15 protein-coding genes and 5 tRNA genes are annotated in these 18,460 nt (G+C 35.0%); 2 read left to right on the top strand and 18 right to left on the bottom strand.

Annotated elements, in window-relative coordinates; translation table 11 throughout:
* Positions 1 to 81 precede the first annotated feature (81 nt).
* The 18 genes from ABXQ82_RS09935 to rpsU form a co-directional block, all read right to left on the bottom strand.
* Positions 82 to 399: a DUF3467 domain-containing protein gene (locus ABXQ82_RS09935; protein ID WP_367058593.1), complete on the bottom strand. Its 318-nt coding sequence runs from the start codon at positions 397 to 399 to the stop codon at positions 82 to 84.
* Between the two features lie 152 nt (positions 400 to 551).
* Positions 552 to 4,853: a DNA-directed RNA polymerase subunit beta' gene (gene rpoC, locus ABXQ82_RS09930; protein WP_367058590.1), complete on the bottom strand. Its 4,302-nt coding sequence runs from the start codon at positions 4,851 to 4,853 to the stop codon at positions 552 to 554.
* 68 nt (positions 4,854 to 4,921) lie between these two features.
* Complete coding sequence (gene rpoB / locus ABXQ82_RS09925) at positions 4,922 to 8,734, bottom strand: DNA-directed RNA polymerase subunit beta (RefSeq protein ID WP_367058587.1); 3,813 nt, start codon at positions 8,732 to 8,734, stop codon at positions 4,922 to 4,924.
* A 195-nt stretch (positions 8,735 to 8,929) separates the two neighbouring features.
* Positions 8,930 to 9,307: a 50S ribosomal protein L7/L12 gene (gene rplL, locus ABXQ82_RS09920; protein WP_367058584.1), complete on the bottom strand. Its 378-nt coding sequence runs from the start codon at positions 9,305 to 9,307 to the stop codon at positions 8,930 to 8,932.
* 61 nt (positions 9,308 to 9,368) lie between these two features.
* Positions 9,369 to 9,890, bottom strand: coding sequence for a 50S ribosomal protein L10 (gene rplJ / locus ABXQ82_RS09915; RefSeq protein ID WP_367058581.1), 522 nt, complete (start codon positions 9,888 to 9,890; stop codon positions 9,369 to 9,371).
* Between the two features lie 21 nt (positions 9,891 to 9,911).
* Positions 9,912 to 10,601 (bottom strand): 50S ribosomal protein L1, encoded by a 690-nt coding sequence (gene rplA, locus ABXQ82_RS09910; protein ID WP_367058578.1) that lies wholly within the window; start codon positions 10,599 to 10,601, stop codon positions 9,912 to 9,914.
* A gap of 20 nt (positions 10,602 to 10,621) precedes the next feature.
* The gene (rplK, locus tag ABXQ82_RS09905; protein ID WP_367058575.1) at positions 10,622 to 11,059 is read right to left on the bottom strand and encodes a 50S ribosomal protein L11; all 438 of its coding nucleotides are present in this window, start codon (positions 11,057 to 11,059) and stop codon (positions 10,622 to 10,624) included.
* A gap of 71 nt (positions 11,060 to 11,130) precedes the next feature.
* The gene (nusG, locus tag ABXQ82_RS09900) at positions 11,131 to 11,685 is read right to left on the bottom strand and encodes a transcription termination/antitermination protein NusG (RefSeq protein ID WP_367058572.1); all 555 of its coding nucleotides are present in this window, start codon (positions 11,683 to 11,685) and stop codon (positions 11,131 to 11,133) included.
* A 13-nt stretch (positions 11,686 to 11,698) separates the two neighbouring features.
* On the bottom strand, positions 11,699 to 11,896 hold the full coding sequence (secE, locus tag ABXQ82_RS09895; protein ID WP_367058569.1) for a preprotein translocase subunit SecE: 198 nt from the start codon (positions 11,894 to 11,896) through the stop codon (positions 11,699 to 11,701).
* Positions 11,897 to 11,965: 69 nt separating this feature from the next.
* Positions 11,966 to 12,038 (bottom strand) — tRNA-Trp (locus ABXQ82_RS09890).
* A 595-nt stretch (positions 12,039 to 12,633) separates the two neighbouring features.
* Complete coding sequence (gene tuf / locus ABXQ82_RS09885; RefSeq protein WP_367058566.1) at positions 12,634 to 13,821, bottom strand: elongation factor Tu; 1,188 nt, start codon at positions 13,819 to 13,821, stop codon at positions 12,634 to 12,636.
* Positions 13,822 to 13,931: 110 nt separating this feature from the next.
* Positions 13,932 to 14,003, bottom strand: a tRNA-Thr gene (locus ABXQ82_RS09880).
* 115 nt (positions 14,004 to 14,118) lie between these two features.
* A tRNA-Gly gene (locus ABXQ82_RS09875) sits at positions 14,119 to 14,191 on the bottom strand.
* A gap of 35 nt (positions 14,192 to 14,226) precedes the next feature.
* Positions 14,227 to 14,308 (bottom strand) — tRNA-Tyr (locus ABXQ82_RS09870).
* 124 nt (positions 14,309 to 14,432) lie between these two features.
* Positions 14,433 to 14,506, bottom strand: a tRNA-Thr gene (locus ABXQ82_RS09865).
* Between the two features lie 101 nt (positions 14,507 to 14,607).
* A complete protein-coding gene (raiA, locus tag ABXQ82_RS09860; RefSeq protein ID WP_367058563.1) occupies positions 14,608 to 14,910 on the bottom strand; it encodes a ribosome-associated translation inhibitor RaiA in 303 nt (100 codons plus the stop codon).
* A 38-nt stretch (positions 14,911 to 14,948) separates the two neighbouring features.
* Positions 14,949 to 15,839 carry a tyrosine-type recombinase/integrase gene (locus ABXQ82_RS09855; RefSeq protein WP_367058560.1) on the bottom strand — a complete coding sequence of 297 codons (891 nt, stop codon included), beginning with the start codon at positions 15,837 to 15,839 and terminating at the stop codon, positions 14,949 to 14,951.
* A gap of 565 nt (positions 15,840 to 16,404) precedes the next feature.
* A complete protein-coding gene (gene rpsU, locus ABXQ82_RS09850; RefSeq protein WP_367058557.1) occupies positions 16,405 to 16,599 on the bottom strand; it encodes a 30S ribosomal protein S21 in 195 nt (64 codons plus the stop codon).
* A 662-nt stretch (positions 16,600 to 17,261) separates the two neighbouring features.
* On the opposite strand from rpsU, the gene ABXQ82_RS09845 reads away from it, so the two are divergent.
* Both ABXQ82_RS09845 and ABXQ82_RS09840 read left to right on the top strand, forming a co-directional pair.
* On the top strand, positions 17,262 to 17,696 hold the full coding sequence (locus ABXQ82_RS09845) for a hypothetical protein (protein ID WP_367058554.1): 435 nt from the start codon (positions 17,262 to 17,264) through the stop codon (positions 17,694 to 17,696).
* Positions 17,581 to 18,345, top strand: a complete 765-nt coding sequence (locus tag ABXQ82_RS09840) for a hypothetical protein (RefSeq protein WP_367058551.1) — start codon at positions 17,581 to 17,583, stop codon at positions 18,343 to 18,345. Before ABXQ82_RS09845 ends, ABXQ82_RS09840 begins: the two co-directional genes overlap by 116 nt.
* The last annotated feature ends 115 nt before the right edge of the window (positions 18,346 to 18,460 follow it).

The following is an 18,460-nucleotide window of genomic DNA, read 5'->3' as shown; positions in this document are numbered from 1 at the left end:
GGAATTGGAGGTTGCTCATTTTACAAATTTCGAGAACCTCCTAAGCACAATATTGATGATTTAATACTAGTGCTACTTAAGTTATGCTTGACCCGTAGGTCCGAAATTAAGAGGAATTGGAGGTTGCTCGTAATCTTTAATTTCACCATGGGCATTTTCAAATCTAGTGACATTATCCCCTAATGCTTTTAACAATCGCTTCGCATGCTGAGGCGTTAATATAATTCTAGCTTTTACTTTATTTTTAGGCACCCCTGGCATAATGTTTACAAAGTCCACAACAAATTCTGAAACCGAATGATTTATGATTGCAAGGTTCGAATATATGCCTTCAGCAACTTTTTCATCCAATTCAATATTTATTTGTCCTTGTTTTGGTTTTTCTTTTTCGTCTGCCATAATTATTATATTTTAAATTAAAAAAAGCCTTCAAGTAATTATCTACATGAAGGCTTTTGTTTGGTATCTATTGAACAGATCCCAACCTGCGTTGGGATAAATTCGATGTACAGATTTCAATTCGCCTTCGGCTTGTGAAATCTGAATCTCATTTAGTTGAAATTCATTTCTTGTTTCACCTGCATCATTTCGTCAAATTCTTCTTTAGAACCTACGATAATGTCAGTATAACTTCTCATACCAGTTCCTGCTGGAATTCTATGCCCAACAATTACATTTTCTTTAAGTCCTTCAAGAGTATCAACTTTTCCTGCTACGGCCGCTTCATTAAGCACCTTAGTAGTTTCCTGGAACGATGCCGCAGAAATGAATGATTTAGTTTGAAGCGAAGCTCTGGTAATACCTTGTAATATAGGTGTCGCCGTTGCTGGTTTCGCATCTCTTGCTTCAACAAGTTTCCTATCTTCTCTACGTAAAATAGAGTTTTCATCTCTTAATTCGCGAGGTGAAATAATTTGACCTGCTTTTAAGTTTGTAGATTCACCTGCATCTTCAATAACTTTCATTCCGAAAATTTCATCATTTTCTTTAATAAAGTCATCTTTATGTGCCAATTGATCTTCTAGGAAAATAGTATCACCAGAATCAATGATTCTAACTTTACGCATCATCTGTCTTACTACAACCTCAAAGTGCTTATCATTAATTTTCACACCCTGTAAACGATATACTTCTTGTACTTCGTTTACTAAATACTGCTGAACCGCTGAAGGGCCTTTAATATTTAAGATATCGTTTGGTGTAATAGAACCATCAGATAAAGGCATACCAGCTTTTACATAATCATTTTCCTGAACAAGAATTTGATTGGATAATTTCACTAAGTATTTCTTGATATCGCCAGTTTTTGATTCTACAATAATCTCACGATTACCTCTTTTGATTTTTCCGAAAGAAACCACACCGTCAATAGCACTAACTACTGCTGGATTGGATGGGTTACGCGCTTCAAACAACTCAGTTACACGAGGTAAACCACCAGTAATATCACCTGCTTTCGCAGACTTACGAGGTATTTTAACTAAAATTTTACCAACTTTAATATCTTCAGCATCATCAATCATTAAGTGAGCGCCAACAGGTAAGTTGTAAGAACGAATTGTTTCGCCATTACCATCTTCAATATGAAGCGTTGGAATCAGCTTTTTATTTCTAGATTCCGAAATTACTTTCTCTTGGAAACCAGTTTGTTCATCAATCTCTACTTGATACGTCACACCTTGCTCGATGTTTTCATACTTCACTTTACCAGCGAATTCTGAAATAATTACACCGTTATATGGATCCCAAGAACAAACTACATCGCCTTTCTTAAGTTCTTGACCATTTTTAATCAAAATAGTTGAACCGTAAGGAATGTTATTTGTACTTAATGTGATTCCTGTTTTCTTATCAACAAGTTTCAATTCAGAAGTACGGGATATTACAATATCAGCAATATTTCCATCAGTATCTTCTCCCTTAACCGTTTTAAGATCTTCAATTTCGGCAATACCGTCAAACTTAACGGCTAATTTATTATCTTCAGAAATGTTACCTGCAATACCACCTACGTGGAATGTACGCAATGTTAACTGCGTACCAGGTTCTCCAATAGACTGTGCAGCAACAACTCCAACAGCTTCTCCTCTTTGTACCATCTTACCAGTAGCAAGGTTACGTCCGTAACACTTAGCACAAATACCTTTAGTTGCTTCACAACTTAAAGCAGAACGTACTTCTAAACTATCAATAGGCGATGCTTCGATCGCTTTCGCAATTTTATCGCTAATTAAATCTCCAGAAGCGACTAATAATTCGTCAGTTAGTGGGTCATAAGTGTCGTTTAAAGCCACACGTCCCACTATTCTTTCTTCTAAAGTCTCAACAACTTCATCATTTTTCTTCAATGGTTCAACTTCAACACCTCTTAATGTACCACAATCTTCTGTGTTAACAATTACATCTTGAGATACATCCACTAAACGACGTGTTAAATACCCTGCATCGGCAGTTTTAAGTGCTGTATCGGCAAGGCCTTTACGTGCACCGTGCGTTGAGATAAAGTATTCTAAAATCGAAAGTCCTTCTTTAAAGTTAGAAAGAATCGGGTTTTCAATAATTTCTCCTCCACCTGCGTTAGATTTTTTAGGTTTTGCCATTAATCCACGCATACCAGTAAGCTGACGGATCTGTTCTTTAGATCCACGAGCTCCAGAATCAAGCATCATAAACACCGAGTTAAATCCTTGTTGGTCTTCTCTAATACGTTTCATTGACAATTCAGTCAATTCAGCATTTGTAGAAGTCCAGATATCAATGACTTGGTTGTAACGCTCGTTGTTTGTTATTAATCCCATGTTATAGTTACCCATAATACCGTCAACTTGGGTGTTAGCAGCATCAATCATTCCTTGTTTTTCCGGTGGAATAATAATATCACCTAAACTAAATGACAAACCACCTTTGAATGCAAAATTAAACCCTAAAGTTCTAATCGCATCTAAGAAATCCGCAGTTTCAGGAACTGACGTTACTTTAAGAATATCACCAATAATATCTCTTAAAGACTTTTTAGTCAATACTTGATTGATATATCCTGCCGCTTCCGGTACGTGTTGGTTAAAGAGTACACGTCCAACAGTAGTGTCAACAATCATTCTATCCAGTTTACCATCTTCGTTAATGTCGATGGTTCTCACTTTAATACCAGCATTTAGATCTACTCTTTGCTCATTAAAAGCAATTTGTACTTCCTCGGGAGAATAAAAAGTTAAACCTTCACCTTTAACAGGCACTTCAGGTGTAGATTTACGTAGCTTGGTCATATAGTATAAACCAAGTACCATATCTTGGGAAGGTACTGTTACTGGTGATCCATTTGCGGGATTTAAGATATTATGTGATGCCAACATTAATAATTGGCACTCCAAAATAGCCTCTGGACCGAGTGGTAAATGTACCGCCATTTGGTCACCATCAAAATCGGCATTAAATGCAGTACACACTAATGGGTGTAACTGGATTGCTTTCCCCTCAATTAATTTTGGCTGGAATGCTTGAATACCTAAACGGTGTAACGTAGGGGCACGGTTTAGCAATACTGGATGTCCTTTAAGAACATTTTCCAGGATATCCCAAACTACCGGCTCTCTTTTATCTATAATTTTCTTGGCAGATTTTACTGTTTTTACAATACCTCTTTCAATTAGTTTTCTAATTACGAAAGGCTTGTATAACTCAGCTGCCATATTTTTTGGCAATCCACATTCGTGTAATTTTAATTCTGGACCAACAACAATTACCGAACGTGCAGAATAATCAACACGCTTACCCAATAAGTTTTGACGGAAACGTCCTTGCTTACCTTTAAGTGAATCTGATAATGATTTTAATGGCCTGTTAGAATCTGTTTTTACCGCAGAAGATTTACGAGTGTTATCAAACAATGAATCTACTGATTCCTGTAACATACGTTTTTCATTACGTAAAATTACTTCAGGGGCTTTTATCTCAACCAATCTTTTTAGACGGTTGTTACGAATAATTACACGACGGTAAAGATCATTTAAATCTGAAGTAGCGAAACGTCCACCATCTAAAGGCACTAATGGTCTTAATTCTGGTGGGATAATTGGCACAACTTTCATAATCATCCATTCTGGGCGATTCTCTCTGTTGTTATTAGATTCACGTAATGCGCCAACAACCTGTAAACGCTTTAACGCTTCAGTTTTACGTTGTTTAGAAGTCTCGGTATTTGCTTTATGGCGCAATTCATAAGACAACGCTTCTAAATCAATACGTGCCAATAAATCTATCAAACACTCAGCTCCCATTTTAGCGATAAACTTGTTTGGATCTGTATCGTCTAAATATTGGTTTTCTTGAGGTATTTCTTCAAGTATATTTAAATACTCTTCCTCTGTTAAGAAATCCATTTTTTGTATTGGTTCTCCTTCTTCGTTTTTAGCAATACCGGGTTGAATGACTACGTAACGTTCGTAGTAAATAATCATATCTAATTTCTTAGAAGGTAATCCTAATAAATAACCAATCTTGTTTGGTAAAGAACGGAAATACCAGATATGAGCAACAGGAACGACCAAATTAATGTGTCCTACGCGATCTCTACGTACTTTCTTTTCTGTTACCTCTACACCACAACGGTCACATACAATGCCTTTGTAGCGAATTCTTTTATATTTGCCACAAGCACATTCGTAATCCTTTACAGGACCAAAAATACGCTCACAGAACAAACCATCACGTTCAGGTTTGTGAGTTCGATAATTGATAGTTTCTGGTTTTAAAACCTCACCTCTAGATTCTGCTAAAATAGACTCTGGTGATGCTAAACCAATTGAGATTTTATTAAATCTTCTAACTGTATTTTTATCTTGTTTTCTTGCCATTTTCTTAAGTCTTGAGTCGTTTGTCTTTAGTCGATAGAATACTACCGACTAAAGACTACTGACTATATTTATTCCTCTAATCTGATATCTAATCCTAAACCTTTCAATTCGTGCATAAGTACGTTGAATGATTCCGGTAATCCTGGATCTGGCATTGGTTCACCTTTTACGATAGCTTCGTAAGTTTTGGCTCTTCCAATTACATCATCAGATTTTACAGTTAAAATTTCTCGTAAAGTACTTGATGCGCCGTAAGCCTCAAGTGCCCAAACTTCCATCTCACCAAAACGTTGACCACCAAATTGTGCTTTACCACCAAGAGGTTGTTGCGTAATTAATGAGTAAGGTCCAATAGAACGTGCGTGCATTTTATCGTCAACCATATGTCCTAATTTCAGCATATAGATAACTCCAACCGTTGCCGGTTGATCAAAACGCTGACCTGTTCCACCATCATATAAATAGGTATGACCATATCTTGGGATTCCAGCTTCATCTGTAAATCCGTTAATTTGATCTATTGTTGCACCATCAAAAATAGGTGTAGCATACTTGCGGTTTAATTTTTGACCTGCCCAACCAAGAACAGTTTCATAAATCTGACCGATATTCATACGCGATGGTACCCCAAGTGGATTCAATACAATATCAACCGGTGTTCCATCTTCTAGGAATGGCATGTCTTCCTGACGAACGATACGTGCAACAATACCTTTATTACCGTGACGTCCGGCCATTTTATCACCTACTTTAAGTTTACGCTTTTTAGCGATGTAAACTTTAGCAAGCTTGATGATACCTGCTGGTAATTCATCACCTACTGAAATTGTAAACTTCTCACGACGTAATGCCCCTTGAAGATCGTTTTCCTTAATTTTATAGTTGTGAATTAAATCAGCTACTAATTGATTTGTATAGTCATCAGTTGTCCATTTTCCAGACACTAAATGTGCATAATCATCAACAGCATTTAACATTTTAAGTGTAAACTTCTTTCCTTTCGGCAATACTTCTTCACCTAAATCATTAAAGATACCTTGAGCAGTTTTACCGTTAACGATATTGAAAAGTTTTTCAACTAAAACCTCTTGTAACTCATCAAACTTTCTATCATATTGCGCCTCCAAGGCCATGATATCATCTTTATCCTGGGCTCTCTTACGTTTATCTTTTACTGCTCTAGCGAATAATTTCTTCTCAATGACAACACCATGTAATGAAGGTGACGCTTTTAAAGAAGCATCTTTTACATCTCCTGCTTTATCACCAAAAATGGCACGTAATAATTTTTCTTCAGGTGTTGGATCAGATTCTCCTTTTGGTGTAATTTTACCAATAAGAATATCGCCAGGCTTCACCTCGGCACCAACGCGAATCATTCCGTGTTCATCTAAATCTTTAGTTGCTTCTTCAGAAACATTAGGAATATCATTAGTTAATTCTTCATTACCTAATTTGGTATCTCTAACATCCAAAGAATATTCATCAATATGAATAGATGTAAAAATATCTTCACGAACAACTTTTTCAGATATTACAATCGCATCCTCAAAGTTATATCCTTTCCAAGGCATAAAGGCTACTTTCATGTTTCTACCAAGTGCTAATTCACCTTGTTGGGTTGCATAACCTTCACATAAAACCTGGCCTTTGGTTACTTTATCTCCTTTAACCACAATTGGCTTTAAGTTGATAGAAGTCCCCTGATTGGTTTTTCTGAATTTTACCAATTGGTATGCTTTAACATCACTATCAAAACTTACTTTAGCTTCATCTTCAGTACGATCGTATCTAATTTTTATTTCGTTAGCATCAACATAAAGTACTTCTCCAGTTCCTTCAGCATTAATTAAAACTCTAGAATCTGAAGCTACTTGACGCTCTAAACCTGTACCTACAATTGGTGCATCTACTCTTAATAAAGGCACCGCTTGGCGCATCATGTTAGATCCCATTAAGGCTCTATTCGCATCATCATGTTCCAAGAATGGAATTAAAGATGCCGATATGGATGAAATCTGGTTTGGTGCAACATCTGTATAATGCAGTCCGCTTGGATCAATTACAGGGAAGTCACCTTCCATTCTTGCAATTACCTTATCGTGTAAAATTTTACCGCTGTCGTCAACTTCAACAGTTGCTTGGGCGATTAATTTATCTTCTTCCTCTTCTGCACTTAAATAGGTAGGTTCATTTTTAATATCTACAACACCTTCAGTAACTTTTCTATATGGTGTTTCGATGAATCCCATGGAGTTCACTTTAGCAAAAACTGAAAGTGAAGAAATCAAACCAATATTTGGTCCCTCTGGTGTTTCAATAGGACAAAGTCTTCCGTAGTGTGTGTAGTGCACATCGCGAACCTCAAACCCTGCTCTTTCTCTCGAAAGACCTCCAGGTCCAAGAGCCGATAGACGACGCTTATGTGTAATCTCCGCCAATGGATTCGTTTGATCCATAAACTGAGATAACTGGTTTGTTCCAAAGAATGAATTAATAACAGACGATAAAGTCTTCGCATTAATTAAATCTATTGGTGTAAATACCTCGTTATCACGAACATTCATACGCTCGCGAATGGTACGCGCCATACGTGCTAAACCAACACCAAATTGAGAAGACAATTGCTCACCAACTGTACGCACACGACGGTTAGATAAGTGGTCAATATCATCAATCTCTGCTTTTGAGTTGATCAATTCGATTAAATATTTTATGATAGTTATGATATCTTCTTTGGTAAGCACCAACTTATCCATTCCGATATCTAACTGTAACTTTTTATTCATTCTGTAACGACCTACTTCCCCTAAAGAGTAACGTTGGTCTGAGAAGAATAATTTATCTATAATACCACGTGCTGTTTCCTCATCTGGCGGCTCAGCATTACGTAATTGTCTGTAGATATGTTCAACAGCCTCTTTTTCAGAGTTTGTTGGATCTTTTTGAAGTGTGTTATGAATAATAGCATAATCACCTTGTTCTGTACTTTCTTTATGTAGAAGAATAGTTTTAACATCAGCTTCAAGAATTTCTTCTATATTTTCCTTATCAATGATAGTATCACGATCAAGCACAATCTCGTTACGCTCAATGGATACTACTTCACCTGTATCTTCATCAACAAAATCCTCATGCCATGTATTAAGTACACGTGCAGCTAATTTTCTTCCTACATACTTTTTTAATCCTGTTTTTGAAACTTTAACCTCTTCAGCTAAGTCAAAAATCTCTAAGATATCTTTATCACGCTCAAAACCGATAGCACGGAAAAGCGTTGTAACTGGTAATTTTTTCTTTCTATCAATGTAAGCATACATCACCTGATTGATGTCTGTAGCAAATTCAATCCAAGATCCTTTGAACGGTATAACCCTTGCTGAATATAATTTTGTACCATTTGCATGAAAAGATTGACCGAAGAATACGCCTGGCGAACGGTGTAATTGAGATACAACAACACGCTCTGCACCATTGATACAAAACGTACCAGAAGGCGTCATGTAAGGTATAGTTCCTAAGTACACATCTTGAACAATGGTCTCGAAATCCTCATGTTCAGGGTCTGTACAGTATAGCTTTAACCTAGCTTTTAGGGGTACACTATAAGTCAATCCTCTTTCAATACACTCTTCAATAGCATATCTTGGTGGATCTACGAAGTAATCTAAAAATTCTAAAACGAATTGATTACGAGAATCTGTAATTGGAAAGTTTTCCATGAAGGTATTATAAAGACCTTCATCACCTCTTTCTTCAGATTTTGTCTCTAATTGGAAAAAATCCTGAAAGGATTTAATCTGAATATCCAAGAAGTCTGGATATTCTGTCTTATTTACAATAGACGAGAAATTTAATCTTTCAGCTTGTGTTGATAACATCAATGGACGGAATTTTGATTAAAAAATAATATTAAAGTGCTTTTAAACACTAGTTAAATAGCCCGAATATTCTTGAATATCTACCAGCTATTTTGCAATTTATTTGAGTATATCATTATATACACAAAATGGTCTAGGCATTATCCCGTTATAAACGGGACAAACCTAAACCTTTGTATTGTTGGATTGTTAAGCTTACTTAAGCTCAACCTCAGCTCCAGCTTCTTCTAAAGATGCTTTTAAAGCTTCAGCTTCATCTTTAGTTACGCCTTCTTTGATTGCACTTGGTGCATCATCAACTAAACCTTTAGCTTCTTTTAAACCTAAACCAGTTAATTCTTTAACTAATTTTACAACAGCTAGTTTAGAACCACCTGGTGCTTTTAAAATCACATCAAATTCAGTTTGAGCTTCTTCAGCTTCTCCACCAGCAGCAGCACCACCAGCAGCAACAGCAACAGCTGCAGCAGCAGGCTCAATACCGTACTCGTCTTTTAATATAGTTGCTAATTCGTTAACTTCTTTTACTGTAAGGTTAACTAATTGTTCTGCGAAATCTTTTAAATCTGCCATTTTTCTATCGTTTTAATAATTTTGTAATAATATATTTGTAATTAAGTGCGTACTTTTTTGATTATCCTTCTTTTTCGGATAATGTTTTAATAATACCAGCAATTGTTCCACCACCTGATTTAAGTGCTGAAATAACGTTTTTAGCAGGAGATTGTAATAATCCAATAATCTCTCCTATCAATTCTTCTTTAGATTTGATATCTACTAACATGTCTAATTGATCGTCGCCAATATAAACTGCTTCCTCAATAAAAGCACCTTTTAATAAAGGCTTGTCTGATTTCTTACGGAAGGTTTTAATTAACTTCGCTGGTGCATTACCTGTTTCAGAATACATCACAGATGTATTTCCTTTTAAAACAGTAGGAAGGTCTCCAAATTCTCTATCTGAAGCTTCCATTGCTTTTGCAAGTAATGTGTTTTTAACAACTGCCATTTGCACGTTTGCTTTAAAAGCAGCACGACGCAAATCTGAAGTAATCCCTGCATTTAACCCAGAAATATCTGTTAAATAGATATTTGCATTATCAGCTAATTCTGCAGTTAATACCTCAATTACTTGTGATTTTTCTTCTCTTGTCATAATTTGAAAGTTTTAACTTAATTAACCAATTTTAGGATCAATAGCTAAACTTGGGCTCATTGTAGAAGACATAAAAATGCTTTTTACATAAACTCCCTTAGCTGTTGTCGGTTTTAGTTTCATTAATGTTGTTAATAATTCATTTGCGTTACCCGCAATTTTATCAGCACTAAAAGATGCTTTACCTATAGCAGCGTGTACAATACCAGTTTTATCAACCTTAAAGTCAATTTTACCAGCTTTTACTTCTGTTACAGCTTTAGCAACATCCATAGTTACCGTACCGGTTTTTGGGTTAGGCATTAAACCACGAGGGCCTAACACACGACCTAGCGGTCCTAATTTACCCATAACACTTGGCATAGTAATAATCACGTCAACGTCTGTCCAACCACTCTTGATTTTATCAAGGTACTCGTCCAACCCTACGTAATCTGCCCCAGCTTCTTTAGCTTCCGCTTCTTTATCTGGAGTAACTAATGCTAATACTTTTACATCTTTACCAGTTCCGTGAGGTAATGAAACCACACCTCTTACCATTTGATTTGCTTTACGGGGATCTACTCCTAAACGTACTGCTAAATCTATTGATGCGTCGAACTTAGTATTGGTAATTTCCTTTATTAATGCTGATGCTTCATCAACAGAATAAATTTTACCTTTTTCTATTTTCGCTAAAGCTTCTTTTTGCTTTTTTGTTAATCTTGCCATTTTCTAATGTCTTTAATAGATTAAGAAGGGAATTTCCCAGTTACAGTTATTCCCATCGATCTTGCTGTTCCAGCAACCATTTTCATAGCAGACCCAATAGTAAATGCGTTTAAATCTACCATTTTGTCTTCTGCGATGGTTTTAACCTGATCCCAAGATACTTTAGCTACTTTTTTTCGGTTTGGTTCTCCAGAACCTTTTTTTAATTTTGCCGCTTCTAATAATTGTACTGCAGCTGGAGGTGTTTTAATAACGAAGTCGAAGGACTTGTCTTTATAAACAGAAATAACCACAGGTAAAACCTTACCTGGCTTATCTTGGGTTCTAGCATTAAATTGCTTACAGAACTCCATAATGTTTACCCCAGCAGCACCTAGAGCGGGTCCAACCGGTGGCGACGGATTCGCTGCACCTCCCCTTACTTGTAGCTTAACTACTTTACCTAACTCTTTTGCCATTTTTTAAAATTTAATTTTGATAAGATTAGTTTTGGAAGCTCTAATACCTATCCTTTTTAGTGTAACAATTATTAAATCTTTTCAACTTGCATATAGCTCAACTCTAATGGTGTTTTTCTTCCGAAAATTTTAACCATGACTTCTAGCTTACGCTTTTCTTCATTTATATTTTCTATAGTACCGTCGAATCCATTAAATGGACCATCGATTACTTTTACTGTTTCTCCTTTTGTAAATGGAATAGCGACGTTTACATTTTCATCTACAGATAGTTCATCTACTTTACCTAACATTCTGTTTACTTCAGATTGTCTTAATGGCACAGGATCACCTCCTTTTGTTTCTCCTAAAAACCCGATAACGTTAGTTACAGATCTTATAATATGTGGCACTTCTCCGGTTAAATTTGCCTGAACCATAATGTATCCTGGGAAAAACACTTTTTCCTTTTGGATTTTTTTTCCATTACGGATTTGAATTACTTTTTCAGTAGGCACCAATACTTGCTCCACATAATCCTGTAAGCCTAAACGAGCAATTTCATTCTCAATATAGGTTTTGATTTTGTTTTCCTGACCACTTACAGCCCTAACAACGTACCATTTTTTCTCACTTACTTCAGACATAAAAATCTTGTTTTTAACCGTTAATATATTTAAAGTAAGTTGCTATAACCTTGCTAAAAACTGTATCTACTCCCCAAATTGCGAGAGAGAATATAATTGAAAACACAGCAACCAAAATTGTTAAACTTTGTGCTTCTGTCCATGTTGGCCATGACACATTATTTTTTAGCTCTTCAAAAGATTCTTTTACGTATGTTACAATTCCAGCCATTTAAATTTCTTTTTTATAGGATGTCCTATTTTTTAAACTTTTGAACAAATCGTTGTTCTATATTTTCTGCACGGATTGAGGGACTCGAACCCCCGACACCTGGTTTTGGAGACCAGTGCTCTACCAACTGAGCTAAACCCGTTTATGACCTTTACCACCAATTAAGGAAGTTCGAGTCCTTTGTTTTAGGGCCGACATTTGGTTTTGTCACGCCAAGGGCGTGATACCAACTGAGCTAAACCCGTTTATGACCTTTACCACCAATTAAGGAAGTTCGAGTCCTTTGTTTCAGGGCCGACATTTGGTTTTGTCACGCCAAGGGCGTGATACCAACTGAGCTAAACCCGTTTATGACCTTTACCACCAATTAAGGAAGTTCGAGTCCTTTGTTTTAGGGCCGACATTTGGTTTTGTCACGCCAAGGGCGTGATACCAACTGAGCTAAACCCGTATTTGAGTTATGCTCTACCTCCCGATAACTATCGGGATGAGCTAAACCCGTATAAGGAAAATGAAATAGTTCTAAATTAATCTTTCATTCTATATTTTCCCATCCTGTAAATTTACCGCTCAGTTTCTGAGCCCTGCCTGTGGCAGGCAAGCAAACCCGTAAATATGAAAATTCCAAAATTCAAATAGAAAATTCCAAAATTCCCAAACCCGTAAATATAAGTCAAAAGGCATCACGCATTTAAGCATGATACCTTAAGTCTATATTTATATTAAACTAGTGTTTTTTAGTCTAAAATCTCAGTTACCTGACCAGCACCTACTGTTCTACCACCTTCACGGATAGCGAAACGTAAGCCAATGTTCATTGCAATTGGTTGAATTAACTCAACAGTAATAGTTAAGTTATCTCCAGGCATAACCATTTCAACCCCACTAGGAAGCGCAATGTTTCCTGTTACGTCAGTTGTTCTAACGTAGAACTGTGGACGGTAGTTGTTATGGAATGGTGTGTGACGTCCACCTTCTTCTTTTTTCAAGATATAAACCTCAGCTTTAAATTTAGCGTGTGGTGTTACAGAACCTGGCTTAGTGATTACCATACCTCTAGAGATTTGAGATTTCTCAATACCTCTTAATAAGATACCAGCGTTATCACCAGCTTCTCCTCTATCTAATATTTGACGGAACATTTCAATTCCAGTAATTGTAGAAGTTAATTTCTCAGCTCCCATACCGATAATCTCAACAGGATCTCCTGTGTTTGCTACACCAGTCTCAATACGACCAGTTGCAACAGTACCACGACCTGTAATAGAGAATACATCTTCGATAGGCATTAAGAAAGGCTTATCCATATCACGAACAGGCTCTTCAATCCACTCATCAACAGCTTTCATTAATTCTAATACTGTATCTACCCATTTTTGTTCACCGTTAAGTGCACCTAAAGCAGAACCAGCAACTACAGGACCATTATCTCCATCGTACTCGTAGAAGTTTAATAAATCTCTAACTTCCATATCAACCAATTCGATCAACTCTTCGTCATCAACCATATCCACTTTATTCATGAATACAACCATACGAGGAATTCCTACTTGGCGACCTAATAAGATGTGCTCACGAGTTTGTGGCATAGGACCGTCAGTTGCAGCAACAACTAAAATAGCACCGTCCATTTGAGCAGCACCAGTAACCATGTTCTTTACGTAATCCGCGTGACCTGGACAGTCAACGTGAGCGTAGTGACGGTTTGCTGTTTGATATTCTACGTGTGAAGTATTAATTGTAATACCTCTTTCTTTTTCTTCTGGAGCGTTATCAATTTGATCAAAAGATCTTGCTTCTGAGAAACCTGCATCAGCTAATACTTTAGTAATAGCAGCAGTTAAAGTTGTTTTACCGTGATCTACGTGTCCAATTGTACCGATATTTAAGTGTGGTTTTGAACGATCGAAAGTTGCCTTTGCCATGTTTTTAAATAATTTTAATCTTAGTTATATAATAATATTAGTGTATTCTATTCAATTTTTTAATTTGAGCAAATAATCACGCTTTGGGCGTGATGACCTCCTCTTATTAGAGCCAATGACGAGAATTGAACTCGTGACCTCTTCCTTACCAAGGAAACGCTCTACCCCTGAGCTACACCGGCAATTTATTTACGATTGCCGATTCTTGATTTACGATTTATATTCGTACCATCGAAACTCGTAAATGGTATTAGAGTGGGAAATCACGCTTTTCGGCGTGACAACATTCACACTTTGAGCGGGAGACCAGGTTCGAACTGGCGACATTCAGCTTGGAAGGCTGACGCTCTACCAACTGAGCTACTCCCGCATTAATTTTGAATTCAAAAATTCAAAATTTAAAAGTGGGGAGAGCAGGATTCGAACCTGCGAAGGTGAAACCAACAGATTTACAGTCTGTCCTCGTTGGCCGCTTGAGTATCTCCCCAAATTATTCAAAATTCAAAATATAAAATTCAAAATTTCAAACGTTACTTTCAATATTTTTAAGAACATCTTCAAAATAGTGCTACTTCTCTACTTTGAGATTTCTGCTTTCACAGAAATTTAAGAGCCGATGGAGGGACTCGAACCCACGACCTGCTGATTACAAATCAGCTGCTCTAGCCAGCTGAGCTACATCGGCGTTTTTTACACTTTTTACACATAAAAAAAGCCCGTTATTTCTAACGGACTGCAAATGTAAATATTTATTTAGTTATTCAAAACATTTTTTTGATAAATTTATCATGAATATGCTCTTAATTTTTCTTTTCGCTTTTTTAACTGCCTTTCTAGAGATGAAACTGCTACATCTACTCCTTCTTCAAAGCTTTTACATTGTTTTTTTACTACAAAGCTATCTCCTGGCACACTTACCCTAGCTTCAAATATTTTATTCTCCTTGCCACTAGTATTTTCAACTTTTAAATATACGTCAGATTTTATGACCTTATCGTAAAACATATCTAACTTATCCATGCGCTTTTGAATAAAGTCAATTAATTTTTGATCTGCATTGAAATTTACGGATTGCGTGTTTACTTTCATACTAATTTGGTTTTAGGTTAGACAAAAATTCAAAAACACTATTTTTTACTTCTGGGGTGTGCTTTCAAATGTACTTTTTTAAGTTCGGCGATACTATTATGAGTATAAACCTGAGTTGCCGCTAAACTTGTATGACCAAGAAGCTCTTTAACAGCGTTTAAATCTGCTCCTTGATTCAGCAAATGAGTTGCAAAAGAATGTCTCAGTATATGCGGACTCTTTTTTACTTTAGAAGAAGCCTGACTAAAATAATCATTTATTATTCTGTAAACAAGCATTTCGTAAATTTTAACGCCTTTTTTTGTTAAAAATAAATGCTCGGAATCTTTAATCTCCTCTAAACTATTTCTCTTGTTTAAGTAATTTGCAAGCGTTTCCTTTACTGAATTTAATAACGGCACAATGCGCTCCTTATTCCGCTTCCCTAATACTTTAACTGTTTTATTGTTCAAGCTTATACTGGAGAGTTTTAGCTCTACAAGTTCAATACGACGGATTCCTGTGGAGTAAAACAACTCTATTATCAATTTGTTTCTATACCCTTCGAAAGAATTATCGAAATTAAGTTCGTCTAGTACAGTTCCTATTTCTTCTTCTGAAAATGGTATTTGAACTTTTTTACTCGTTTTTAAGGCTTTGTGTTTTGATAATGGGTTTTGAGTGATATCTCCAACTTTCAACAAAAACTTATAATAGGTATTTAATGAAGATGTTTTTCTATTGATGCTGCGGTTGGCTATTCCTGATTCTACTAAACTTACTATCCATGTTCTTATTTGAGCGTAATTTACATCTTTAATAGAGTCGGTCCCATATTGATTATTTATAAAGTCTTTAAGTGATTCTAAATCTGACAGATAGGCTTGCACCGTAAGTTTAGAGTAGTTTTTCTCTAAGAGTAGGTAATCTGTAAAGGATTGAAAAGGCATATTAAATTTTAAAAGATTAATATACGATGTTTTATTGGATTTGTTTTTTTGACACAGATTTCACGGATTTTCACGGATAACTTTAGAAGTATTTATTTTTTTAGTTTTAATAGGAATTTACTTTTTAAATTGTCACGCGGAGATTCGCGGAGTTTTCGCTGAGATGCTCAGAGAGTTTTGTATTCTACTATGTGAATTTATTTAGTTGTTTGATTATTCTTTGCTTTTCTTTCTTCTTGTTTACTTAACGGAAATACTGTTATGATTTTTGAGTAAAATAGCTAAACACCTCCCTTAACCCCTCCTTTTTACGAGGGAAACTGTTGCTTTTGAGTTTCCCCTCCTTGGAGTGAGTGCATCAGCAGCTCTTTAATAATATGATAAATCAAGCTATTAAAATTTCCTATACTCGTTTATTTGTGAATGTTTCACAAAAAAAATCCCGCTAGATACTGAAACAAGTTCAGCACATGAAGCGGGATTAAATTTATTTTTAAAAGATTAGATTCCTGCTTTCGCGGGAATGATAGTTAAAAGTTCATTTGATGCCTATCAAGGATTACTTTTAAACTTCTTCTGCATCTCTTAATGCTTGTATGTATTGTGCTTTTTGAACTTGTCTTCTTAAAGCAACTGAAGGTTTTGTAAATTGCTTACGCTCATTCAACTGATTTTTTACAGTTGTCTTTACAAACTTACGCTTGTAACGCTTTAACGCTCTATCTATATTTTCTCCTTCTTTAACTGGTATTATTAACATAGTGTCTTAACCTCCTCTCTTTTAGAATTTTTAGGCTGCAAATATAAAAAGTTATTTAGAGTTTGCAATTGTTTGGGTTGGTATTTTTTTTAGTGATTTTTTTCTGAAAAAGTTCTAAAGCTGAATTAAACCTTATTAGGTAACTAGGAAGCATTTAATTTAATCATTATACTTAAAAAAAACATAGCGCACCCAATGCTTAATATAATGTGGGTAAGCAAAAAGGCGATTGTTTTCCTTGACTAAAGTTTTACCGAAAAAAAATCTATCAAAAATCCTTTTTGAAAGCATTTGGAATTTTTTCAATAGATACCAAATCATTTGAAAATGATAACTCTTTAAGAATTGATATGTCTGATTTATTGATTAACATTGACCTAACGGTTTTTGAATTCCGAATATTTTGTTTCTGAATTCTAATACAAATATCCATAAAGTTATGAGTTTTGAATGAGTTAAAAAACTAAGGCTGAGATTGTATTTAGAAAAAGGCTAAAACTATACTGATATTTTTTTAGTTTTTTTGAAAAGCGATATTTAAATTTGACAGAAAAATTTGCTAAATTTGTTATACATGAGATATAAAACCCACAACACAATCTATAACTTTAAAAATTTTGTGTATAGTTAAAAAATACAATATAAATTTAATAACAGAATAAATGGAGAACGAATTTGATTTCGATAAAGTTAGATTTTCACATGCAAATAAGAGTATTTGTGTTCGAAAAGAAAGTGATTTAATTCCAGATATTATATTCTTAAGTAATCCAAGTACAAAAATATCTCCTAATCAAATATCTGCATTAAATTCCATAAGATACGGACTAGAAATAACTGAATTACGAGAATTAGCTAATTTAATAAAGAACAACTTAAAAAATGTGATGGAAGAGTATCCAGAACAACACGAAACAGATATTATGGTTAGCTTAAAAGGAAAATTACTAACAAAAAATAAACAAAAAATCAAAACTATAAATGAAAATAGAAAAATACAATCAAAAATTATTAGCTATTTTAGGAACAGTTGGTGTCATATTTTTAACAGTTGCTTTGATAGCATTTATTTCAATTACAATTATGGAGCATCATAGACTTAATGATTACGATACTGAAACTGGGATATTGTCGGATGAGAAAATTGAAAGGCTACAAAAAGAGAATAAACGAGAACAGGTAATTTCATACGAGACACCTAAGTTGGTAGATACGCTAAACTCAATATATATTGTTCCTGTTTCACATAAAACTCTAAATGAAAAAGAAGACATTAGTGGACTTCTAAACGCATATTCTTCTTCAGCTAATGATTTCAACAGAAATCTGGATAGTAGATATTCAGGTGGATTCTATGGTGCTTTTAATAATGTAATTATTTACAATCCCAAAGATGGTATAAACAAAAAATTATTTGACAAGAGAGTTAATTTTAATGATATAAAGACTGAATATTTTGACAAAGAAACTCTTTTATTGATAAAGGCTTCCGAAAAAGATACGTATAAAGATGGAGTTATAAATCTAAAGGATTTTAAATCATTATATATCTATTCATTTAGCCAAAATAAAATGGAAAAAGTCGGAATTGATGGAATGGATGTTTACAATTATAAGTTCATAAATAACAGTAAAGACTTGGTTATCAGATTCGGAGTTGACAAAAATAATGATGGACAATACGAAGAATATAATGAACCTACTTTAATCAAAAAATATAATTTTAAAACTGGGAAATGGCACTAACCCATAAAGTGTGTAAGTTTCAAAAACTCAGGATTGAATTCAATCCTGAGTTTTTTATTTTATTAACTTTAAATTTTACACACTTATGAAACCAGAAGATTTATTAAACGAAGAC

Origin of the sequence: Algibacter sp. 2305UL17-15 (genome assembly GCF_040720935.1) — a bacterium.
GTDB lineage: Bacteria > Bacteroidota > Bacteroidia > Flavobacteriales > Flavobacteriaceae > Jejuia.
The sequence above is the reverse complement of the archived record's forward strand: the minus strand, read 5'-3'. Positions and strand labels throughout refer to the sequence as shown.